Raw genomic sequence first — 23123 nt, forward strand, 5'->3', positions numbered from 1 at the left:
TTTCGGCAGCTACGATGCCCAAATGACTGAGGCCATCTTTGGTTTCGAGGCGGTGGCTGATGTATTTGGGATCAGCGGCGGCGTTGGGGTCGAGGATGTCGTGCAGGAGGGTGGCTTTACTTTTGCGGGATATTTCGGTCAGTACCGGGCCAACTTCCACGCCCGTATTGCCGTAGCGGTGGCAGGTGGCGCAATGGGTGGCAAAGACCATTTTCCCCTTTGCCGCAGTGCCTTTGAGTGTCAGGGCGGGCTTCATTTTATCGATGGCCGCTTGTCGGGTCACTACGGCGGCGTCGCTGAAGAGTTTTTCGGCGCGGCGTTTGGTGTTTGCGTTGTTGGTCCACCAGAGCAGGGTGCGGCGGCGTTCGAGGTCGAAGTTCATTTCGCCGATGTTGATCTGGCCTTTTTCCAGTCCGGTGAGTAGGGCGTCGTGGTGGATTTCGCGATCCAGCAGCAGGTCGCCTGCGTACTTGCGGATGTGTGGGCCCAGTTCTGCCCATAGTTGGACGAGGCGTCGGCCAATTTCGGGTTCCGAGTAGTTGGCCAATTGGCGCAGGGCCTCTTCCTGTAGCTGGATGGGCTGGCTGTTGGGCAGGCAGGCAAATAGCACTTTGGCTTTGGGGGCGTAGGGCAATAAAGCCAGCAGGACGAGTTGCTGCACCCGGGTGGAATCGGGAAGACTGCTGTCGTTTACCTTTTGCAAAGCGCTGCGACTGAGACTCAAAAACTCGGGTGAAGGTGGTAAGTTCAACCTTTGCCGCAAGGCTGCTGAGGCGGAAATCAGACCGAGGTCTCGGGATTGTTCCAGGGCTTTGAGGGCGGGTTCGAGGGTGGCCGTTCCACTGAGTTTGGGAACTTCCTGGCTGAGTTGTTGCAGGATGGTTTGTCGAGTCGCATTGCTTGTTTTTGGCGCAGCCAGTTGTTGCAAAATACTTTGCAAGCCCTGAGAGGATTGGCCAGCACTTTGTGCCAACACTGCCAATAAGTCGCTGTTTGTTGGCTGATTGGATTGGAGCAGACTCGCAAACAAATCCCCCGCCGATCCTTGCGCGGCCAGGGCAATGGCACAAGTGTTCCAGGTATCCATACTCTTTTGCGCAGCGGCGTTCAGCCCGTTGAGAATGGCGGCGCGTTGCTTTTGGTAGGCTGCACTGCTTTCATCCAGCGTACTCAGGCTCAGGGCAGCTTGCATGCGCACCCGTTGATCCGAGTCATTCAGGAGTTGGATGCAGGTTTGGAGCAGTTTTGGATCATTGCCCAATTTGCTCTCGGCCAATGGCAGTGCAGTTTCGCGGATAGGCGCTTCCTGATCACCCAATGCCGTGGCCAGTTCCTTGTCGCTTAATTCACCTTGAGCGGCCAGGATGTGCAATGCGTGTACCTTGGCCAAAGGATTTTTGTCTTTGAGCAAACCTTTTAAACCGTGCAAGCTAGTTTGTCCCAATTTTTGCTCCATCAACAAGCGGTGGGCCGTTTTGCGCACCCACTGATTGGCGTGTGTTAGCGCCTGAAGCAGCCCGGTTTCCGTTTTAAATTGGGCTACATCATAGGCTCTGGCCGTACCTTTGCTGATCCGATAAATCCGGCCTTGATCCTTGCCCGCTTCCAGGTCGAGGGTTTTTTCAATGTCATCGGGAATCCATTCCGGGTGCTCGATCACTTTGCGGTACATGTCTACGAGGTACATGTTGCCATCGGGGCCGACGTTCATGTTGACGGGGCGGAAGGCACGGTCGGTGCTGGCCAGCAAGTCGCGTTTTTCGAGTTGGCGTACCGCTTCAAATGAAGCTCCTTTGGCTTGAATTTTATCCACATGAACCAGATTGAGCACCACATCGGCCACCCAAACGCTGTGGTCATATTCCTCCCCAAAAGCACCGCCGCCGTAATAAGTGATGCCACAAGAGCCCGAGAAATACCCCGATTGCTCCGGGTGGTTTACCCGCGATTCCTGTTCGCCGATGGGGTAGATGCGGGCCAGGCCATTTTCTTCGTGATTGGAGGCATTTTCAAGGGTACTTTTTTCCAAATGCTCTTTGCCTTTGAAATAACGAGCCGGAAAAACCAAGGTGGAGATATGCGTCAGGTTGTGGGTTTCGTACAAACGACCATACTCGTCCATAGCCAAACCAAAGCCGCCAGAGGATTCACCCAGGCGTTCGAGTTTGCGGCTTTCGAGGTTGAAACGGAAATCCTGGCCGCGCAAATCCATGACGCTGCTGGTATCGCCCCACCAGTAAGGTTTGCCGTCGTTGCCACCATTGGCTGCGTAAATCCAGTTGTCCAGGCCGTAGGTGAGGCCGTTGTAGTTGTGTTGTAAGTTACCCGTGGAGAAGCCGCCCATGAGGGTATCTACTTTATCGGCTAGGTTGTTTTGGTCCTCGTCGTGCAAGAAGAGGAGATAGGGTGGGGCGGCCACGAGCACGCCTTTTTTATAGGGCAAAAAAGAATTCGCGAGTTGTAGGCCTTCGGCAAAAACGCTGGAGTCATCGTAGGTGCCGTCTTTGTTTTTATCCTGAAGTACGAGCAGGCGGCTTTGGCGGTCTTCAAAGGGGTACCCGGGCATTTCGAGCACCATGGCCTCGCCGCGTTCATTGAATTCCAAGTCAACGGGGTCTTTGATCAAGGGTTCGGCGGCAACTCGTTCGAGTTTAAAGCCGGGCTCGATTTGGAAACCTTCGGGTGTGCTGGTTTTTTGCTGGCAGGCGAATGCACTCAGGACCAGGAAAAGCAGGGCAATGTGGTAGTAAGAAAAAAATGGACTTGCGGTATAGGTGCAGTGTTGCATGGCGTGGGCTTGATTGAATCCAAAGCAATATTTTGTTGCAATGAAGATATAAAAAAGGTCAAACAAAGCCAAGCCCGTTTGTTTAGTCTGCTTAATGCGATTTTAAGTTACATTACGCAGTACGCAGCTTCGCTGCTTGTTTTTGTAACCGCGACGACGCGACGACGCGACGTTATGTGTGCTTCGCACACCTTCACGTCGTTTTACGTCACACATTTGGCGCAGCCAAATGGATCGTCGCGCCGTCGCGTCGTCGCGGTTACAAAATATTTGGCGCAGCCAAATCAAAAAAATCGTTGCCTTTGCAAAAGAGAAGGTAGGCTGCGTAATGTGAGTTGTCAACTGTCTCCAACCCTAAGCGCCAAAGCCGACAACAAATTCACCTCCGGCATACCGGGATTCAGCACCACTAAATCTCCCACATCCCCCAAAATCTCATCCACAATGCCAAAATCCTTGGCTTCCTGGGCATTCAGGTACTTGTCGCGGAGGAAAAATTCCTCGACCTCTTTGCCACTCCGCCCGCAGTGTTTGCCCATCAGGTGGAAAATCTGCGCCTGGATGCGATCCTGTTCACGGGTGGCAATGCGCACATCTTCGGTATAGCCGCGTGAGCCGCCACTGGTAGGGTGATTGTGGATGGTGGCATGGGCCAGGGCGTACCGTTTACCCGGCGTGCCTGCACTGAGCAAAAAGGTGGCCATACTCCCCGTAAAACCCACTGCAACCGTAGACACAGGTGTGCCAATCATGCGGATGGTATCATAAATGGCCATACCCGAGTACACGACCCCGCCCGGACTTTGGATGTACAGGTTGATCTGTTGTTTGGGGTCGCGGCTGCTGAGGTACAGCAACTGTGCGACCACGATATTGGCCATCGTATCGTTGATTTCGCCCGCTAAAAAGACAATACGTTCCTTGAGCAGCAGACTGTAAATGTCATACGCTCGCTCTCCGCCACCGTCATTGTCAATGACCATGGGGACAAGGCTTGCTCGAACCATAGGTTTGGAGTTGAGAAGGTTGAGGAAGGTTTAGAGGGTTTAGAGCTGCCGCAGCGTTTTTGACGAAGACCTTGTCTAAGTCGCAGCGGTAGCTCTAAACCTCCCTAAACCATCTCAACCTTTATCAAAAATGTGGTGAATGTTTTCCCGAAACTGGCTTTTCTCGGGGTTACTGAACAATTCCTTGTGCAGCACTTCCAGTTCTGCTTTCAGCTTTTTGCGGTGGTACAATTTGACCAACAAGTGCACCTTTTTTTGAAAATACACCCTGAGCCGCAGGCGCGGGCTTTTTAACAAACGCGCCTTGAAGCTTTGTTTTTCCAAGGGCAACAGCTCTCCCCAGAGGTAGCGTTCGATCAGGATGGTTTCACTCATGGAAGTCTTCATAACGCAGGGATTTTTGCTGAATGCTGTGGCGCACTTTTTCGAGGCACTTGTATTTCTGGACGCTTACGGAGTGTTCGTTGGCGTAGCCGAGGGTTTGAGCCAGTTGTTTGACCGGTGTTTTTTGGTAGTAAAAAGCGCGGAGTAAGTCGAGGCATTTTTGGCCTGCTTTTTCCAAAAACTGAAGCAGGCGCTGGGTGTGTAGGTTGGGGAAAAAATCCTCGGGGATGCTGATTTCTTTTTCAGCATCAGTCAGGGGCACTAGTCTGCGTTGACGGTGGTGTTTGCGCAACCACAAGTGTTTGGCTACACCCAGTAAATAAGCAGTGGTGCTTTGTTGGAGTTGGAAACCGGGCTGGGTTTGTCGCTCCTGGAAAATAATTAGAGCATCGTGAAAGATGTCTTTGGCGTCTTCGAGGTTGCCACCCATTTTTTGGACGAAACGGGCGACGCTGGGGAAGGCCACTTCGTACAGGGTTTCGATGGAAGAATCGGTCTTTATTTTTGCTGGTGCTGCTACCATGATCGTTGCGTGTTTATAAGTAAGTGCAAGTTAGGGGGGAAATATCACCGGGTGCAAGTAATTTTCTGCAAAAAAATCTTCTTCATTTGTGCAATTCTGCGCTTGTTTGTAGTTTGAAATATTCATTAATTCGATTGGATCATTAAATGTCACAATATGAAAAAGATGTTATTGTTTGCTGGCGCAATCCTGGTTGTTGGTATGGTTCAAGCGCAAAAACTGGAAATCAAACTGCACTATGAAGACCGTCCAAACGTCAGTACCTGGTGGAAAGCCAATAACCAGGTTCATTTCTCCTTGGATGATAAGAAAAAGCACCAATACGACAAATCTTCCAGGGTTTGCCTGAAAGTGCGCTGGGATTCGATCACTGGCAATCGCCAAAATGTTTGGTTTACCGATTTGAAAATTGACTCTCTGGCCAATCCTGTCATGGACCAAATGCGCGCTGAATTTGGAGACAAAATCTGGTTGTCGTTTTGGTGCAATACGGGTAAAGGCGATACCTTGCTGGTACAACCCTTGCTGCTGACCCGTGGCCACAAAGGCAAGTGGGGTGCAAATAGCAGAACTCCTATTTGCTCTGAAAAGTGGGTATTTGTGAAATTCAATCTGGCCGAACTTGACTATTCCAAATGGGGCGAAGGGCCAGCTCTGCCCGACCTCAAATCAGATGCCATCCGTTGCTTTGAAGTGGGCTTGCTCAATGCAGCAACTGCTCCGAAAGGCTTTATTGAAGCACGGTTCGACGATGTGATGATTTCAAATTATGAGCCGTTTGCGAAGGGGGCGAAAGAAAAGTAAAAATCTCAATTCCCCACCCGCTCCATCTCATCACTCGCCGCACCACCATTCCGCCGCGCCGATTTCAGTGGCTTTCCAAAACGATACGAAAAAGCCAGATTCACCACCCGCGTATCCCAGTGTATGATAAAATACTCCTCCGCATCCGGGAAATCGGTCAAACCTTCCATGATGCGGGTATGCAAAAGATCCCTGACGCTGAGTTTGAGTGTGCCCTGTTTTTTCAGTACTGGTCGGGCTATGCCAAAAGACAACTGCCCGGAATCGTAAACGAGTTCCTGGATGTCATTGCGTGAGCGGGTGGTGTAACTACCCGAAATTTCGCCACTGTACACCTTGCCCAATTGAAACTGGTTGTTGACACTAAAGTTAACCTGGGCGACGGACGAACGATAATCGTTGCCCTGAAAACCGTTGAAAGTTTTCTGATTAAAAATCACCTGGCCATTGAAAGACCACCATTTAGCGGGTGAAAAATTGGCGGCGACAGACAGGCCCAGGTTGTACATTTTGCCCACATTGCCCCGCGTATAAATCAGGATGTCTTCCCCTTCCGACAAGAAGAGCTGGGAGAAATAATTGCGGATGATGCCATACGATACCGCCGTGGTGAGGAAGTCCTTGTACTGGTGACTCAACTCCAGGTTCCAGGTGTATTGGGGCTGGAAAAAAGGATTACCCCGTTCATAGGTGTACTTGTTGAGGATATTGACAAAGGGGTTGAGGTGTTGGAAAGCGGGCCGATCCAGGCGGCGGCCTGCGGTGAGGGTCAACACATTGGAGGAATCCAGTTGATAAGACAGGTAACCAGAGGGAAAAAATCCGGCGTATTTGCGCGAAAAGGCCGAATCCGGGCGCTCCACATTGCCCAGCTGGTGCGCGTCGTAATTGGTACGTTCGTAACGCAAACCGACCTGGAAGGACAAACGATCCAACTTTTGCTCGTAACTGCTGTACAGGGCATGGATATTTTCCTGGTACAAAAAGCGGTTGGTTTTGCCATAATCCTGGTACCAGTTCGATCCATTTCCAATCTCGTAATCGGCGGTATTGTCGGTGTCGATGTTGGAGTTTTTATAACCCGCTTCCCATTTGCCATTGTCGTTGATTTGCCAGCTGTAATCCACTTTTAAGGAGGCAATTTCCAGCAAGGAGGGCAAGTACCCCCGGGCGCCTTCATTGTAGCCACCAGCGACCAGCAAGGAATTGAGGAACAGCTGGCTGTTGTCGATGTCGTACTTGAGCCAGTCAAAATCGACGGATAGCTGCTGGGTTTTGCTAAAATTGTGTTTTCCGTATATGTTGAATCCACCCGATTTGAACCAACCTGAACTGCTGCTTTTGGTGGAGATGCTGGAATCGATTTGCCCGAGCGGGGTTTCCCAGGCTACCCGGGCGTTGCCACTGCCTTTGCGGCGGTTGGTAATGCCGGTCAGACCCAGGCCCAGGGTTGTTTTGTCCGAAAGGTAATAGTCGAAGCCTGTTTTGAGGGTGTTGTTGAAACTTTGAGTGACCAGCAGCGTAGGCTGATCCAGGCGGGATTCCAATTGATCATTTTGGTTGAAGTACTCCCGCAGGGCATACAAACGCATGTAGTTCCGATTGTAATTGCTGCTGTAGGTCAGGTAGCTGTTGAAGCGCCCGTTGCGGTAGTTGAAGGCCAGGCTGTTGTTGCTTTTGGGGTAATAGCCCTGGCCGTAGGAAGTGGTCAGGTTGCCGTTGAAACCCTTTTGTTTGTTCTTTTTGGTCTTGATGTTGATGATGCCCGCGTTGCCACTGGCGTCGTATTTGGCGGAGGGGTTGGTGATCAGTTCGATTTGATCGACCTGGGTAGAACTCATGCCACTCAAAAGGTTGGCCAATTCCGCCCCACCCAGGTAAGTGGGTTTATCGTCGATCAACACCAGCACCCCGGTTTTGCCCATCAGACTGATGCCGCCGTTGCGATCGACCATCACCCCGGGGGATTTTTCCAGCACTTCGAGCACGGTGGTTCCGGCGTTGGTCACTGAGGCATCTACATTGACTATGGTTTTGCCTTGCAATCTTTGGATGAGGGCTTTGCGGCCGGATACGGTGACGCCTTCGAGGGTTTTGCTATCGGGTTGCAGGCTGAGGCTAAGTTTTTGGGTGGCCACAGTTTCGGGTTTGAGCTCGGTAATGAGTTCGGCATAACCAACGTAACGGATTTTGAGGCTGTAGCTTGTGTTGGCTTTCAATGTAAAATTGATCAGGCCGCGCTCGTCACTCACTGCCATTTGCAGAGGGGTAGGGGAGTTGCTGCTGAGCAATTCTACGGTAGCTCCGATCAAAGGAGCCTGTTTTTCGTCCTGAACCTTCAGCTCAAAGGGCAGATCAGTGGTTACTTGCGCCCAAGCAGTGGCTACTAAAAGACTCAACAAAACGGCAATTCCGTACCCGCGCATGTGTTTCGATTTTCGTGAGTGTAAAAGATTAAAAGTACTAGTAGCTTAGGTGTTACCTTTGGTGCCTTAAGTTTCTTAGATGGTGAAAAAAATTGCCGCTCACTGCTTTTCACCACCTAAGAAACCTAAGGCACTAAAGAATCACCTAAGGAAAACGATGTGCCTAGCCCATGGGTATCAATTGACCAACTTACCGATCCGGCCACCGCCGCCAGCAAAATAAACCGCACTTCCATTCTTGGCTTTGCGGCAAACGTGGAAACTTTCCTTGCTGATCCAGGACCAGTTTTTGCCTTCATCTGTCGTGAAATCTACACCATTTAAGCCGCAAGCAATCCAGTTTTTTTGCCCCAAATACTCCACACAGCTGCGGTAGCCATGCGGGCCATTTTTGGGCGCGGTAAATGTTTTACCCCCATTGGTGGAAATGAAGCAATTGAGTGTTGTCGAATCCTTGGTCATAAAATCTCCGCCGACTACCATGAGCGTCTTTTTGCCTTTGAGCGCGATGGAGTTGGAACCCTTGGTTTCTTTTCCCTGGATCAAAGGGAGATTTATCTTTTTGCTCGACAAAAACAGGTTGGCCTGTTTTCCTCCGCTAGCAAGCGCATATTGTCCCGGACTGTACAAGCGGACATTGGTGCCGCTGCTGGCAAAAAAGGCTTCTCCCGTGGCTACTACTGGTCGTTCATTCATTGGGATTTCCTGCCAGCTATTACCGCCATCGGCAGTTTGGGCCATGAACACCCGGCCCTGGAGTGGGTCGCCGATGACGATGCCGTGCTGAGCGTCAACAAAATCCATGGCGTCAAGGAACATGGAAGAGTCGCGATTTTCGTAAACTTTGGTCCAGCTTAGGCCTGCGTCGGTGGTTTTGAGGATGTAGGCGGGTGATGCAATGCCCATGATGATGACGGTTTGGGCATCAAAAGCTTCGATGTCGCGGAAGTCGGTTTTTTCGTATCCTTTGACACTCAGCCATTGCCAACTTTTGCCTCCATCAATGGAGCGGCCTACGGTTCCGGAGCTACCACTGACCCAGAGTGTTTGGTCGTCGACTACACTTAAGCCTCGGAAAGAACTTTTGGTGCCTGCACTGAGCACTTGCACACTTTGCGCGGAACTGAAGATGGACAGGATACAGCCGAGCAGCAGGAGATAATGTTTGGTTTTGACATACATGGTTAAAGCAATTGAATGCTGCTCGAATCGGTGGCGGTCGGCAGCAATATTAGGACAATAATTTAGGATAAAATTCACCCTTTTCGGGGTAAAAAGGAAATTGCAGATAGAGAAGTGGTTTTTTTTCACCACCTAAGAAACCTAGGGCACTTAAGGAACACCTTAGGGTAAATTTACTTGTTCGTTTTTTTCCAGGCCATTACCCCCAGGTTATTCCGCGCAATCAAAACCGTCCCATCTTTGAGTGTAGCCAATTTTCGGCCTTGTCCATTTACCCAGAAACCACTTTGGGCCGGGTTCATGGCCGTCCAGGATTTCCCTTTGCGGGTGAGCACACAACCATAGTCCGCATCGTAACGCCCCAGGCCAGGTCGGATGCCGTACCAGTTGCCTATGCTCAAGATTTCGTTTTTACCATCCCCATCAACATCCATTTGGGTGAAATTAAATATCGGCGCCAATTGGGCTTCTACGGGAAGGGGAGCCAGAACGTATTGCCCTTTGCCCTGGTATTTGCCCCAGGAGGAAGCAAAATTGACCGCGCGGTGGTGGGTCGATCCCTTCAACATTTCAGCGGTAAAGACCTGTTCAAAGCCACATTCCGCAAAGGGGCGGTATTCCAAAAACTGTTTTTTCAGGATGTTCAATTGGCTGGTCAGTTCGTCCTTACTGACGTAGGTATACCTGCGCCCTTGTTTGTAATAGGTGAGAATGGGGTCGGTTTGGTAGTTTTGATCAAAATCTTTCACGTACAATTCCACAGGTAACTCGGGCGAGGCTTTTAATTCGGCGTTTAAGCCCAAATTGCCTAGTAGCAAATCTTTTTTTCCATCCAAATCATAATCCACTGCCATTACTGTATTCCACCAACCTTCGGAATTGGGGATTTGATTGAGTTTGAATTGACTTTTTTGAATGGAAAAAACACAAACGGGCATCCATTCTCCAACTACGACCAATTGAAGTCCATCGGCTTGTTCTACGATGCAGGCATCACTCACCATGCCGATTTTTTGCAGTTCCGGCGCTACTTGGGCGGTTACGTCTTTGAAGTGGCCTTTGCCATCGTTTTGGTACAACTGGCTTGCTGGCACCATCCCATACGAAGGGAAAATAGAGCGGCTGCCGACAAATAAATCCAGGGCTCCATCGCCGTTAAAATCAAAAGGTACTACACAAGAACCATCGCTATAATCCAAGGGGAGTGCAAAAACGTCCTGTGAAAATTTGCCTTGGCCATCATTGAACAGCAAGACGTCCAATAGAGCCGCATTTTTCCCGGAATGCTGATGCCCGCCAGTGACGAGGTATACATCTAAATCTCCATCCTGATCGGCGTCAAAAAACGCTGCGTCCACCATTTCCTGGGTAGAATCAACGGACAAGTTTTGCCCCGAAAATTTTCCGGCACTGAGCTGTTTGTACAAAAACACGCCACGACCAGCCAACAATACATCTTCCAAACCATTGCCATCCACATCCCCTACGGCCATCGCTGGGCCTTGTGTAGAGAGCATATGGGGCATGAGTTGTTCGTGGTCGAAATCGATGTGTTCATTTTCGGAGTGCAGGTAGTTCAGGCCCGCTTGGGTGGCAATTTCCTGCAAGAAGCTGGCTTGAACAGTAGGAATAGCGGCATCTTTTGCCTGCTGATAGGCGACTTTTAATTGTTGATCAGCTTTGACATTGCGCAGCTGTTGCACTTTACCATTTGGCCACTGGAATTCCAGCATTTCCACTTTGCTGGCTTTCCCCAGTCCAAAATGCAGGACTGGCTCCACAGCAGATTGAAAGCCCCGGGTACTGTACAATTCCTGGGTTTGTTCTTTGCCATCCGCGACAATGCGGACGCGGGTACCAAAGCCAAAGGGGTTTTTACCCGGCATTTGTAAACGGATGCTCAACCAATGTTGGTCAGGTTTACTTTGCACCGTATTTTCATAAAGGCTAGCGGTTTCATTCAGGTTGTTCAGCACCAAGTCCAGATCGCCATCCTGATCGAGGTCGGCATACGCGGCGCCATTGGAACAGCCCGTAAAATTGAGCCCCCAGGCAACGGAAACATCGTCAAATTGCAGGTCGCCCAGATTGCGGTAGGCGAAATTGGCCACTTTGCCAAAAGGCATTTTTTCAACCAGGGCCAGGTCAGGTGCCGATTGTTGAACGCTGCTGTTCGAGCTAAACTTGAGGTAATCCAAATCGTTGGGCCGCCGCCAAATGCCGTTGCCAATGAAGAGGTCTTTCCAACCATCGTTGTCAAAATCGGCGAGTAAGGGTGCCCAACTCCAATCACTGGCATTGATGCCCGCCAATTGGCCGATTTCTGAAAACCCCGGATGTTGTTGCCCCGGAACTAGGCCACGATTGAGCTGTAACATGTTGCGGGGGTATTGGAAATGATAGCCGTAGTTGAGCTTGGCCTGGAAAATATTGTAAGGATCGGCGCCTACGGAGCTTTTATTGATGCGCTCGTCGTTGGCTTTCATGTCCATCGTGACCAGGTCCATCCAGCCATCGTTGTTGATGTCGGCCAGGTCATTGCCCATCGAAAAGGTGCTGGTATGGCCTATGGATTGGGCCATTGCTTCTTGAAAAGTGCCATCGCCCTGGTTGAAATAGAGGTAGTCGTTTTCATGAAAATCATTGGACACGTAGATGTCGGGCCAACCATCGTTGTTGAGGTCACCGATGGCGATGCCCAAACCAAAACCAATTTTACTGCCATAAATGCCAGCGCTGGCGCTGACGTCTTCAAAACGATCGCCATTGTTGCGGTACAAACGATCGCCGGATCGTTCGTCGCGCTTGGTGCGGATGGTGGCGCGGTTGTAGTTTTCGGCGTCGTGGATGGAATGATTGAGCAGGTAACAGTCCAGATCACCGTCGCGGTCGTAGTCAAAAAAAGCGGCTTGGGTGGAAAAGCCGACAAAGTCGAGGCCGTATTGGGCGGCTTGTTCGCTGAATTGCCCTTTGCCGTTGTTGATGTACAATTGGTTGCGGCCACGCAGGGTTTTGTATTCGCCCACCTGGCATACATAAATATCCAGAGCTCCGTCGCCATTGACGTCGGCCATAGTCACTCCCGTTGACCAGCCTCCATTTTGCTGGATACCTGCTGCTTTTGAAAAGTTTTTAAATTGTAGTCCACCACGGTTGAAGTACAATTTATTTTCGCCCTGATTGGCAGTAAAAAACAAATCGGGCAGTTGATCGCCGTTGAGGTCACCCGTGGCTACTCCACCACCGTTGTAGTAGTAGAGGTATTCGATAATATTGAAATCTTCGGTTTCGTGCAAGGTATTGTCAAAATCAATGCCCGACTGAGCGGCAGGAACAGTTTTAAAAAGTGTATGATTAGTCGATTTTTGACACGAAAAAACTACACAGAAGAGGCACAGGTACAGCAATAAATGGCCTTTTGGTTGCACAAACAGCATAATGGTCAATCCTTTTGAACTACAAAGATATAAGGTTTAGTCGCTGGTTATAATTTTAGGACAGCGCCAAATACTAAAGTTTGGGTGATGGGGTAACGACCGCGGTCCAGTCCACTCAAATCACGGTTTACACCCCAGTAGTTTGGATTGACAATGCCTGGTGATAGGGGCGTTCCAACATTGCTCAAACGAATTTCTGGGTCATTGCCTGTGAATGAACTGATGGTCAATAGGTTTTGAGCACTCAAATACAGCTTTAGGTTGAGTTTTTTTTGTGATTTTGTTGGAAAATCATAAGCAATGCTCAGGTTTTCCATGCGCATGAAGGTGGCATTTTCTACAAAATAATCAGAAATAGGGGTGGTGTTGCTTCTCAATTTGGCAAACCTTGAACTCAAGGCAACCTCGGGAATGCTGTAGTTCCGAAAATCTTGTAAATGTTTTGGATTGGCGTAAAAAAGATTAAAAGCATTGAGTAGCTCATGCCCAATGGCACCCCGCCAAAATACATTGAGGGTAAACTGTTTCCATATTAGGGTGTTGTCCCAGCCCAAAGTCAGATCGGGTTGAGCAATGCCGGTGATTTGTCGATCGGTCGATTCATTGATTTGGCCATCGCCGTTTATGTCTATTGTTTTCCATTGCCCTTGAGCATCAATGCCATCACTGCGGTAGGTATAAAATTGCCCAATTGGTTTTCCTGTTTCAAGCAATTGCAAACCAGCACAACAAAAGCCGGGGCTACCCGGGCTACTTACCAATTGCTGATTGGGATTACCCTGGACAGAAGTTTGTGGAAAAGGTGAGTCCAGCGTAGTGCGATTATGGGCCACGCTCAGATTACTTTGCCAGCTCAGGTTATTGGTTTGTACCGCTGAGAAATTCAACTGCACCTCAAGGCCCTGATTTTGTAAGGCCATGAGGTTTTTGAAATAGACATTGGAGAACCCCTGGGGTTCATTGGTAGCGTATTGCCAAAGCAGTTCAGTAGAACGACTTTGGTAGACCTGGATCTGACCTTGTAAGCGATTGTTGAGCAAGGCAAAGTCCAGCCCGACATTGAGCTCTTTGCGCAGTTCAGCGCGCAAATCAGGATTGGGTACAAAGGGATAATAAATGCCTGGCTTAAATACACCATTGCTGTAAACGGGCACTCCTCCCGGCAATACGATCAATTCAGTAGCGTAGGTCTTGGGTGGAATATTCCCGGTCAGGCCGTAGCCCAATTGCAATTTCAAGTACTGTTGTTTTGCATTGGGCGCAATGAGGTAGCCACCTAGTTTGAAGGCAGGGTACATCATCCATTTTTCAGCACCCAAACGAGTAAAACCTTCCCGGCGGAGACTGGCACTGGCAAACCAGCGCTCATTCAAACTGTATTGCCCATTCCAATAAACCGCAGGTAAATCGTCACTTTCTCGGTAGGGGTCTTCAAAAATTTCATCCGTGCGGCCTGCAAAATCAATGAGGTAGCGATAAGTGGGCAGGGTTTGACCCAATGTTGAATCTTGACGCAGGGTTCCTCTACCATCCCAGCGTTGGTGGGTGTATCCCAATTGGGTTTGGACACGATGTGTACCCCAGGTCCAATCGCCTTGCAATTGAGCATCCATGAACCAATGGCTCAATTTGCGCTCTTCCCAACTCACGGCGGATTGTGTTCCAAAAATTCCCTGATTGGCAATTACGGTTCCATAGCCATCTTCATTGTGTTGAAAAGTGCCCTGCACCTTGCCCTTGATGCCTTTCAACAGGGCCAGTTCAAGGTTTAACCCGGAGGTAATGGTTTGATGGGTATCTTCAAAATTTTGCAAATTCAAAATCCCCACAGGGTTGAACAGGGCAAATACCTGGGGTTGGTAATAGGTGCCAGCAGGGCTATTGCTGTCAAAAATTGGGGCAGTGGGGTTCATCAAAGCAGCATTGCGAAAAATATCCGGGTTGACCTGGTTGTTGTTGCGGGTATTAACGGAAAATATACCTTCCAGTTTTCCCTTGCCCTTTTGCAGTGGCCGTTGGAAATTAAAGGAAGTATTGATCTGGTCAAGACTGGATTTTTGGGCAATGCCGTTCACTTCGCGGAAATTGACGGCGAAGCGATAATCGGCACCCAGGGCAGTACCGTTGTAGGCCAAGTTGTGGGATTGGCTAAAACCGGTTCGAGAGATTAGTTCATACCAGTTGTTGTTGGCACCCAAATCCTGATTGACGCCTTGAAAAGTACCGTTGTTGCCAATCAAACTGCGGTAGGTCGCCGCGTCGATGCCAAGATCAGGTCTGCTAGCACGATCCATGGCCAGATAGGTATGGTATTGAAGGCCTTTGTCCCTTGCTCCTTTTTTACTGCTAATCAGGATTACCCCATTGGCGCCACGCATGCCATAGGCTGCCAGTGAAGCAGCATCTTTGACCACGGTGATGTTGTCAATTTCCTGTGGGTCGATTGTATTGAGCGCTACTCCGGGGAAGTCATCCACCACAATCAATGGGTCGGTATGGTTGAACTGCTGATTGTAACCATTGGCGGTTGGGAAGTAGGAAAATCCACGGTAAATGCCAGCATGAAGGCCTCGAATTTGTATTTGGAAAGCTGCATTGGGGTCGCCCCCGGGGCGGGAAATGACTACACCCGGGATTTTGCCCTGAATGAGTTGGTAGGGATTGTAGCGGTTGCCTGGGTTGAATTGATTGAAGTCAATTTTATCCAGTGGACCTTGAATATTGATTCTCTTTGTACTAAAAATTAGACTATCGCTGCTGTTTTTAGTGGTATCATTTAAGATGGTAGTTTTGGAAAATCCACTTGATGCCCAACAGCAGGCCAACAAAAAACAGAGGCTGATTTTTAGTTTTTGCATGAGTGTAAGCGTTCTGATGAGAAAAATGGGACTGACAACCAAGCTACTACTATACGACCAAGTTAGGTATTTTAAATGTTTCAGAAAGGATTTTGTTTAATCGCCTGTTAAATTGGTATTTTAGCCTTGAAGAGTTTGTTTGAAAAAGGCAGTTCCAACGATCTTTTGCTTCAGCCCATCGTTTTTCCGTGTATTCTCAACGACTATCTTTGTTTTCCCTTCCGAATTTTGATTATATTTGTTGACATCAAGGGAAGCTGCAACAAAACTAAAAGGAACAAAACAGTAACCCTGAAACACAAAAAACCGTATGAAAAGCGGGTGGACTATTTCCTCCTGCACCAAATTCGGAAAACCCTTATCTCATTATGGCACGATTAACCACTTTAGGCAAACTTGCCGTGCTCCTGGTCATCGGGGGCGTAATTTTTGCTGGTGTAAAAATTTTGGGTAATATGGGCGTCCTGGGTCAACGTACGACAAAGGAGTCAACCGTGATCGAAAAAGTAGACTTACCTGATGCCCCCAAAAACGCTTCTACCAGCGTGCAACCACTTGAACTCCCCAGTTCAACACCAGCCAATGTGAATAGCCCGGAAATCCGCTGGCTACACTGGGCCTGGAACGCGCAAATGGGCGCTATTCTGGCCAATGGTGGTGCAGAAACTACCAAAGGGAGCATCATGGCCTCTAAAAAAGTCAACCTGAAAATGACCCGTCAGGATGATGTGTCTCAAATGCAGGCTGCTTTGGTCAAATTCGCAGAGAGTTACAAAAGTAACCCCGAAACCCGGGAAGGCGCACACTTCGTTACCATTATGGGCGACGGTGCGGCGGCCTTTTTGGCTGGTGTGAACCCACAACTTGAAAAGTTGGGTGATGATTACCGCGCTCAAATCATCTTCACTTGTGGTCGTTCTTTGGGCGAAGACAAATTTATGGGGCCTCCTTCCTGGAAAGAAAATCCACAAGCAGCTCGAGGTGGGGTAACCACCGCCGTTCTGCGGGATGGTGACTGGAACATCGTGATCAAATGGTGCTCCGACAACGGTATCCCGGTCAATGCGGATGAAACCACCTACGACCCGGAGGCCATGAACTTTATCGCTGCCGATACCTACATCGATGCTTCTGAAAAGTACATCAATGGGTATACTGAAGAGCGAGACGAGGTCAAAAAGGGCCAACGTACGGGCAAAAAAGTGACCGTCGGGGTAACCGGCGTGACTACCTGGACCCCTGGTGACGTAATGGTAGCCAAAAAGAAAGGTGGCTTGATTTCCATCGTTTCGACCAAGGAATACCGCAGCCAGATGCCTTGTGTGTTGATTGGCATCAAAAAATGGATGGAAGACAATCCCCGTCTGGTGGAAAACCTGATCGAAGGTATTGCTGCTGGTGGTGACCAGGTAAAATCTTTCTCCCCGGCTCTTAAAAAAGCGGCGGCAATCAGCGCTGAAATCTACAACGAAGAAACCGCTGAGTATTGGGAAAAATACTACAAAGGGGTAACTGAAACCGACCGCAAAGGTTTGCCAGTGGAATTGGGTGGTTCCCGGGTCAATAACCTGGCTGACAACGCTGAAATTTTTGGGGTTAACCCGGGCAGTACCAACATCATCAAAATTGTATACACCACTTTCGGGGACATTGTGAAAAAGTTGTATCCTGATTTGGTGCCTTCTTATCCTGGTGCGGAAGAAGTGATCAACACCCGCTTTCTGAAGAGTGTACTCGCTCGTGCGGGTAGCGACATCGCCAGCGCCGACGAAGCAGAGTTCAATGCGGATGACAACATCCGGGAAACGGTGAGTAAAAAATCCTGGGCCATCGAATTTGCTTCAGGTAGCGCTGAGTTTACTCCGGCAGCAAAGGTAGTGATGGAGCAATTGTTCAATGACCTGGTTATCGCAAGCAACCTGAAAGTGGAAGTACACGGCCACACCGACAACATTGGTGATCCTGCCGCTAACCTGAAACTGTCGGAACGTCGCGCTTTTGCGATCAAAACCTGGTTGGAAAACAAATCTGCGAATAACTTCCCCGAAGGACGGGTAAGTGTGTTTTCACATGGTGCCAGCAATCCAATTGTATCCAATGATACGCCAGCTGGTCGGGCCAAAAACCGCCGCGTGGAAATCATTATGGGTAAATAAAATCGTAGGGGCGACCCTTGTGGTCGCCCTGTTCATCGAGCAACCGCAAGGGTGCCGTAAATTCAACAGGGGCGACCGCAAGGGTCGCCTTTACGAATATACCAACCATGTCCAACTACCTCCAAGACCTCATTCGGGCCTTCAAACCCAATACCAGCGTCAGCAAGATGACCATGACCCTGATCATTGTGGTGCAAGTCATCATCGCTTTGGCCGCCTGGTATTCTTCTTCTGAAATTTTGCCCCGACCGCCAGAAATTTTTGGGGCCTTCAATCGCTTGTTGAAAGGCGGGGATTTGATCCGGGAATTGTTCACCAGTATGGGGCTTTGTTTGCAGGCCATGGGCTTGGCTATATTGATTTCTCTGGCCTTGTCCTATCTGACGGTTCTGCCCTTTTTTCGGCCTACAGCTTTTATCGTTTCCAAAGGGCGTTTTTTGACCCTGGTCGGCTTGAGCTTCGTTTTTACCCTACTTACCTCTGGTGGCCATAACCTCAAGGTATCTTTGATGGTGTTTGGCATTACCGTATTTTTTGTCACTTCAGCGATCGCCATGATTCAGGCCATTCCCAAAACGGAGTTCAACCATGCTCGGACTCTGGGCATGAGTGAGTGGCAAACGGTATGGGAAGTCATCATTCTTGGGCGATTGCACGAGGTCTTTGAAATCATTCGCCAAAACTTTGCGATCAGTTGGATGATGCTGACCATGGTGGAGGGCATTTCCCGTGCTGAAGGAGGCATTGGCGCCATGTTGCTCAATCAGAATAAACACTTGCATCTGGACGCCGTTTTTGCCATACAGATTTTGATTCTCCTGGTGGGAATTGGCATGGATTACCTTATTGGCGTCATCAAAAACATCATTTGTCCCTATGCTTCTTTGAGTTTGGAAAGAAGATAAGCCCGCTAAACTATGACACACGAGTTTAAAAATACCATTCTTAAGGTTGAAAATGTTTCGCTCAACCTCGGAGGAAACCAGATTTTGCGCGATGTCAACGTCGATATCCGCGATGTGGTACGTCCAGGGATGAGCCAGGGGCAAATTGTGGGTTTTTTGGGACCTTCGGGAATCGGCAAAACCAAATTTTTTGAAATCCTTGCAGGCCTAATCAAACCAGATAGCGGCCAGGTGTTATTGGGCGACCCGCTCACTCCAGTAAAAGTGGGTAGGGTAGGGGTAGTCCAACAAAGTTATCCCCTTTTTAGCCACCGCACGGTGATGGGCAACTTGATGGTTGCGGCTGCACGCAAAGGCCTGCCTGCCAATGAGCAAAAAATCAAGTGTGAAGAAATGCTGGCCCATTTTGGTTTACAGGGCCACGCCAATAAATTCCCGGCAGAACTTTCCGGTGGACAACGCCAAAGGGTAGCGATTGCACAGCAATTGCTCTGTTCGGATCACTTCCTTCTGCTTGATGAGCCTTTTAGTGGTTTGGACATCATTATGATTGAAAAAGTGTGCGAATTGCTGCGCAGCATTGCGGCATTACACGAACACAACACGATCATTGTAGTATCGCACGACATTGAATCAACTGCTTCTATCGCAGATACGCTGTGGGTAATGGGTAGGGACCGTGACGACAAAGGAGATCTTATTCCCGGTTCTCGCATCAAATACACCTATAATTTGATTGAACGTGGTCTGGCCTGGCAAGAAAATGTGATGGGACGGCGGGATTTCCACGAATTGGTAGATGAGGTTCGGGGCTTGTTTAAGACGCTTTGATTGACGAAGAAGAGTTTGAAGCTCCAATCCAATCGGCACTTCGGCTTCGCTCAGCGACCGATTGGATTGGAGCTTCAAACCCTTCTTCGTTAATTGAACTTCCGCTTAAAGAACCAGCTACTGTCGTTCAACGTGAAGCCAAAGTGGAATTGCACATAAGTTTCTTTCAAGCCATCAACAGCGCCAAAACGCCCCCCTTCGAGGGCCAGGTTGACAAAAGAAAGGGTTTGGCGAGGCAAAATGATGGGAATACCAACGCCAAGCGTTAATCCAAAATTGGTCAACTGTTGTCCGTTGTTGCTGCGGGCATCCTGGGCGTGAAAAACACCCAAACGGTATCTTGAACGACTCCAGTTGTTGTTGTACGATTGCACATCCGGGATGAATTCAAGCCCAAAAGACATCCGGCGCGTGTCGGAAAGGGATTCTATTTTTGCTTCATTCTGATACTCACTCCAGCGCGTTTGCAGGTATTCGGCACTGATGCGCAATTTGCCCAAAGATTCATAGGTCAAACCAAAACCCATTTCACTGGGCAAAGTTCCACCTCGCTCAATATCCGCTTCGTAAGTTATGGTATCAGATACCGAAGCGTTTGGAGACAAACGACGGTACAAACGGCTACTCACCGATTTGAGGTCGCTATTGGGGGTGTAAGTGAAGCCAAGGATTAATGAACGATCGCCAATCTCCTGAATCCCACGTTCATCGGGTTTATCCAGTTTGATGACGTACTGTGCGCCCAATTTAAAAATTGTACTGCGGTAACTGATGTCGTCCTGCAAATCAGTAGAATAGGCCAAGGCCACACTATCCAGGTATACCCCTCGGCTGTTCGCAACTTTTCCAAAAAGAGCCTGCAATTCTGCACCAAGGGATAAGTTCCCAATACGAACTCCATTGCCGAATCCCAATTTATAGGTTCCGCCTGAGCCCTTGAGGTCAGTTGTAATCCGATCAAGGCTTTCCCCCCGGATTTCTACATTTTGGATGTTATACCCAACTTCAGAGTAAGGACTCAGGTGAAATCCCATGCCCCAGTTAAAATTGTGTTTTTTGCGTTCTTGGGCTCGGTTGATCGAGTTGTTCAAAGGGAAGGCCAGGGAGAGCTGGCGCAAATTGCCACTAAAGGCAGCATCCTTTTGATCGCCATCAGACAAGGCAGAATATTTGGCTGAAACACCCAATTCAAAGGCGGCGACCTCCAGTGCACTCAATGCAGCTGGATTCAACCAATTGGTATGCGAAGCATCACGCACGGCAATTCCCATGCCCGCCATCCCGGTTTGTGATACCAGGGCTGACGAAAACAGATCACCCAGGCCAAAACGAGAATAGGGCGAATTTTGTTTGGGTAAAATTTGCGCGGTGGTCGTTTGTGCCGAGGCCACCCAGGGCATCCACAGTACCATTACGGCTGCACTAAGCGCCGTTTTTATCGTCCAACTACTCGACATTATGTTTCAATATTTTGTTCAATCCAATGAATACTAAATCGGGTTCATGTATTGCGCTGATGCTCAGGGTTTGCAGCAAGAGTGCAGCATCTCCTCCTGTAAGAATAGTTTTGCTGTGACTTTCTGCTGTTGCCCATTTTTTGCTGTAGCCTTCAATTTCCAGGGCGGTGCCCAATAAGGCGCCATTGTTCATGGCACTGGAGGTAGATGCTCCAATCCATTCCTGAATTTCATTCAGCTCTACTTCTGGGAGCCTTGCAGTAAATTCATGCATAGCCCGCAGCCGCATCTTTATGCCTGGAGCAATATTCCCTCCCAGGTAAACACCATCCGCGCTCAAAAATTCGTAAGTAATGCAACTACCCGCATCCACCACCAGGCAATTTTCCCCTGGAAAAATGGCAAAAGCTCCCACTACTGCGGCAAGGCGATCTTTTCCCAACGTTTGTGGAGTTTTGTACGCATTGCGGATGGGTAGTGGGGTGTCTGCATCCAGTTCTACAAGGCGACATTGGCTTTCCAAGCGCTTTAATTCTGCTGGCGTAAATTGCCGACCTACCGAACATAAGATCGTATTCTGCACCTTATGGTTGGTTAGCAGCTGTAATAAATCCTCGATCGACCAATCTATCCAGATTTGGCGCAATACCAGGACATCCCCTTCAAAGAGGGCAAGTTTGGTACGGGAATTGCCAATGTCGATCGTTAAATTCATCATCTCATAGGGGCAACACTATGTGGTCGCCTTATGATTGGGGCAACCACATAGGGTAGCCCGCACGAATTAATGTTTAAAATGCCGCACCCCGGTCATCACCATGGCCAACCCATGCGCATCAGCATAATCCACGCTATCCTGGTCGCGGATTGAGCCACCTGGTTGCACAACCGCAGTCACCCCGGCTTCATGGGCCAGTTGTACGCTGTCGGAAAATGGGAAAAACGCATCTGAAGCCATCACTGCACCATTGATGTCCAAGCCAAAACGATTGGCTTTTTCAATGGCGTGGCGCATGGAATCTACCCTTGAGGTTTGACCGCAGCCCATGCCAATCAATTGGGCATTTTTGGCCAGGGCAATTGCATTTGATTTGAGGTGTTTGACACACTTGTTGGCAAAAATCATGTCTTTGATCTCTGCGTTCGTAGGGGCTTTTTTGGACACCACTTTAAAATCGCTCTCGGCCTCAATAGCGAGGTCGGTGTCTTGCTCGATCACTCCATTGAGCAAGCTGCGAAAGTTGCGCGCTTGTACGTCAAAGTGTTTGATCTTTAACAGAATGCGATTTTTCTTTTTCACCAACAACTCCGCTGCAGCAGGATCAAAATCGGGTGCCAACAACACCTCATAAAATATTTCATCCACAGCCTGAGCCGTGGCCAAGTCAATCTTGGTATTTGAAATCAAAATCCCGCCGAAGGCCGATACGTTGTCCGCCTGAAGGGCAGCCTGCCAGGCTTCCAACACCGTAGGACGGGTAGCCACACCACAAGCGTTGGTGTGTTTGAGGATCGCAAAAGTGGGATCATCGTTTAAAAACTCCCGCATCAAAGCGACAGCCGCGTCGATGTCGACCATATTGTTGAAGGAAATCGCCTTGCCGCCCAGTTTTTCAAACAGTTGCTCCAGATCACCATGGAATACTGCTTTTTGGTGAGGATTCTCTCCGTAGCGCAGTGTTTCGTGTTGAATCAGGCTATGTTTGAACAAAGGTTCTTGTACCCCCCGGTTGAAATAATTAAAAATAGCAGTATCGTAATGGCTGGATACCAAAAAGCCCCGGCGAGCCAGTTCCTTGCGGTCTTCAAGAGCAGTAGAACCTTGTTTACTTTGGATCAATTCCAAGAAAAAGGGATAATCATTGCGTGAAGCGACAATGGCTACATCCTGGTAATTTTTAGCAGCTGCCCGGATCAGTGAAATGCCCCCGATGTCTATTTTTTCGATGATGGTTTTTTCATCGCTGGTGCTGGCTACCGTTTCCTCAAAAGGATAGAGGTCAACAATTACCAGATCAATTTCGGGGATCTCGTATTGCGCCAACTGAGCCTGGTGTTTTTCTTCCCGCCGGGCCAGAATGCCGCCAAAAATTTTGGGATGCAGGGTTTTCACCCGCCCATCCAGAATGGAAGGATAGAAGGTCAAATCTTCTACGGGAATGACGGGAATCCCCAATTCTTCAATGAACTGTTGGGTTCCGCCAGTAGAATAAAGGGTTACGCCATGCTGGTGCAATTCGCGAATAATCGGTTCTAGTCCATCCTTATAGTACACAGAAATAAGGGCCGACTGAATTTTCTTATGTGCCATTGTTTGGTTTGGTAGATACAGTTTGAAAAAAGATGCGCAAAGGTAAATAGTTTT

General features: G+C 49.1%; 15 protein-coding genes. 4 read left to right on the forward strand and 11 right to left on the reverse strand.

Features of this window, described 5'->3' with window-relative positions:
* From SFV55_RS07955 to SFV55_RS07970, 4 genes are all read right to left on the reverse strand, one after another.
* On the reverse strand, positions 1-2788 hold a 2788-nt coding region (locus SFV55_RS07955; RefSeq protein ID WP_320028954.1), incomplete at its 3' end, for a PVC-type heme-binding CxxCH protein.
* Positions 2789-3126: 338 nt separating this feature from the next.
* A complete protein-coding gene (locus SFV55_RS07960) occupies positions 3127-3795 on the reverse strand; it encodes a ClpP family protease (protein ID WP_320028955.1) in 669 nt (222 codons plus the stop codon).
* Positions 3796-3909: 114 nt separating this feature from the next.
* The gene (locus tag SFV55_RS07965; protein WP_320028956.1) at positions 3910-4182 is read right to left on the reverse strand and encodes a hypothetical protein; all 273 of its coding nucleotides are present in this window, start codon (positions 4180-4182) and stop codon (positions 3910-3912) included.
* Positions 4163-4702, reverse strand: a complete 540-nt coding sequence (locus tag SFV55_RS07970) for a sigma-70 family RNA polymerase sigma factor (protein ID WP_320028957.1) — start codon at positions 4700-4702, stop codon at positions 4163-4165. The genes SFV55_RS07965 and SFV55_RS07970 overlap by 20 nt, the downstream gene beginning before the upstream one ends.
* 156 nt (positions 4703-4858) lie before the next feature.
* On the opposite strand from SFV55_RS07970, the gene SFV55_RS07975 reads away from it, so the two are divergent.
* On the forward strand, positions 4859-5506 hold the full coding sequence (locus SFV55_RS07975; RefSeq protein ID WP_320028958.1) for a hypothetical protein: 648 nt from the start codon (positions 4859-4861) through the stop codon (positions 5504-5506).
* Positions 5507-5511: 5 nt separating this feature from the next.
* On the opposite strand, the gene SFV55_RS07980 is transcribed toward SFV55_RS07975, so the two are convergent.
* From SFV55_RS07980 to SFV55_RS07995, 4 genes are all read right to left on the reverse strand, one after another.
* Positions 5512-7932 (reverse strand): TonB-dependent receptor domain-containing protein, encoded by a 2421-nt coding sequence (locus tag SFV55_RS07980; RefSeq protein WP_320028959.1) that lies wholly within the window; start codon positions 7930-7932, stop codon positions 5512-5514.
* Between the two features lie 177 nt (positions 7933-8109).
* Positions 8110-9114: a WD40/YVTN/BNR-like repeat-containing protein gene (locus SFV55_RS07985; protein WP_320028960.1), complete on the reverse strand. Its 1005-nt coding sequence runs from the start codon at positions 9112-9114 to the stop codon at positions 8110-8112.
* 173 nt (positions 9115-9287) lie between these two features.
* Positions 9288-12551: a VCBS repeat-containing protein gene (locus tag SFV55_RS07990; RefSeq protein ID WP_320028961.1), complete on the reverse strand. Its 3264-nt coding sequence runs from the start codon at positions 12549-12551 to the stop codon at positions 9288-9290.
* Positions 12552-12598: 47 nt separating this feature from the next.
* Complete coding sequence (locus SFV55_RS07995) at positions 12599-15409, reverse strand: SusC/RagA family TonB-linked outer membrane protein (RefSeq protein WP_320028962.1); 2811 nt, start codon at positions 15407-15409, stop codon at positions 12599-12601.
* Between the two features lie 368 nt (positions 15410-15777).
* Between SFV55_RS07995 and SFV55_RS08000 the strand changes: the two genes are divergently transcribed.
* The 3 genes from SFV55_RS08000 (at position 15778) to SFV55_RS08010 (ending at position 19301) form a co-directional block, all read left to right on the forward strand.
* Positions 15778-17565: an OmpA family protein gene (locus tag SFV55_RS08000; RefSeq protein WP_320028963.1), complete on the forward strand. Its 1788-nt coding sequence runs from the start codon at positions 15778-15780 to the stop codon at positions 17563-17565.
* Between the two features lie 107 nt (positions 17566-17672).
* Positions 17673-18470 carry a nitrate ABC transporter permease gene (locus SFV55_RS08005; protein ID WP_320028964.1) on the forward strand — a complete coding sequence of 266 codons (798 nt, stop codon included), beginning with the start codon at positions 17673-17675 and terminating at the stop codon, positions 18468-18470.
* Between the two features lie 12 nt (positions 18471-18482).
* Positions 18483-19301 (forward strand): ATP-binding cassette domain-containing protein, encoded by an 819-nt coding sequence (locus SFV55_RS08010; RefSeq protein WP_320028965.1) that lies wholly within the window; start codon positions 18483-18485, stop codon positions 19299-19301.
* A gap of 89 nt (positions 19302-19390) precedes the next feature.
* On the opposite strand, the gene SFV55_RS08015 is transcribed toward SFV55_RS08010, so the two are convergent.
* The 3 genes from SFV55_RS08015 to purH form a co-directional block, all read right to left on the reverse strand.
* Entirely contained in the window at positions 19391-20758 is a 1368-nt protein-coding gene (locus SFV55_RS08015; protein WP_320028966.1) for a hypothetical protein, read from the reverse strand.
* Entirely contained in the window at positions 20748-21476 is a 729-nt protein-coding gene (locus tag SFV55_RS08020; protein ID WP_320028967.1) for a type III pantothenate kinase, read from the reverse strand. Before SFV55_RS08020 ends, SFV55_RS08015 begins: the two co-directional genes overlap by 11 nt.
* Positions 21477-21542: 66 nt before the next feature.
* Entirely contained in the window at positions 21543-23069 is a 1527-nt protein-coding gene (gene purH, locus SFV55_RS08025; protein WP_320028968.1) for a bifunctional phosphoribosylaminoimidazolecarboxamide formyltransferase/IMP cyclohydrolase, read from the reverse strand.
* Positions 23070-23123 lie beyond the last annotated feature (54 nt).

This window comes from Haliscomenobacter sp., from assembly GCF_033763495.1.
Taxonomy (GTDB): Bacteria; Bacteroidota; Bacteroidia; order Chitinophagales; family Saprospiraceae; genus Haliscomenobacter.

What these genes read in the sequence shown, in the direction of transcription:
- SFV55_RS07960 (WP_320028955.1), bottom strand. Translation starts at nt 3,795, where the DNA reads ATGGTTCGAGCAAGCCTTGTCCCCATGGTCATTGACAATGACGGTGGC.
- SFV55_RS07965 (WP_320028956.1), bottom strand. Translation starts at nt 4,182, where the DNA reads ATGAAGACTTCCATGAGTGAAACCATCCTGATCGAACGCTACCTCTGG.
- SFV55_RS07970 (WP_320028957.1), bottom strand. Translation starts at nt 4,702, where the DNA reads ATGGTAGCAGCACCAGCAAAAATAAAGACCGATTCTTCCATCGAAACC.
- SFV55_RS07975 (WP_320028958.1), top strand. Translation starts at nt 4,859, where the DNA reads ATGAAAAAGATGTTATTGTTTGCTGGCGCAATCCTGGTTGTTGGTATG.
- SFV55_RS07980 (WP_320028959.1), bottom strand. Translation starts at nt 7,932, where the DNA reads ATGCGCGGGTACGGAATTGCCGTTTTGTTGAGTCTTTTAGTAGCCACT.
- SFV55_RS07985 (WP_320028960.1), bottom strand. Translation starts at nt 9,114, where the DNA reads ATGTATGTCAAAACCAAACATTATCTCCTGCTGCTCGGCTGTATCCTG.
- SFV55_RS07990 (WP_320028961.1), bottom strand. Translation starts at nt 12,551, where the DNA reads ATGCTGTTTGTGCAACCAAAAGGCCATTTATTGCTGTACCTGTGCCTC.
- SFV55_RS07995 (WP_320028962.1), bottom strand. Translation starts at nt 15,409, where the DNA reads ATGCAAAAACTAAAAATCAGCCTCTGTTTTTTGTTGGCCTGCTGTTGG.
- SFV55_RS08000 (WP_320028963.1), top strand. Translation starts at nt 15,778, where the DNA reads ATGGCACGATTAACCACTTTAGGCAAACTTGCCGTGCTCCTGGTCATC.
- SFV55_RS08005 (WP_320028964.1), top strand. Translation starts at nt 17,673, where the DNA reads ATGTCCAACTACCTCCAAGACCTCATTCGGGCCTTCAAACCCAATACC.
- SFV55_RS08010 (WP_320028965.1), top strand. Translation starts at nt 18,483, where the DNA reads ATGACACACGAGTTTAAAAATACCATTCTTAAGGTTGAAAATGTTTCG.
- SFV55_RS08015 (WP_320028966.1), bottom strand. Translation starts at nt 20,758, where the DNA reads ATGTCGAGTAGTTGGACGATAAAAACGGCGCTTAGTGCAGCCGTAATG.
- SFV55_RS08020 (WP_320028967.1), bottom strand. Translation starts at nt 21,476, where the DNA reads ATGATGAATTTAACGATCGACATTGGCAATTCCCGTACCAAACTTGCC.
- purH (WP_320028968.1), bottom strand. Translation starts at nt 23,069, where the DNA reads ATGGCACATAAGAAAATTCAGTCGGCCCTTATTTCTGTGTACTATAAG.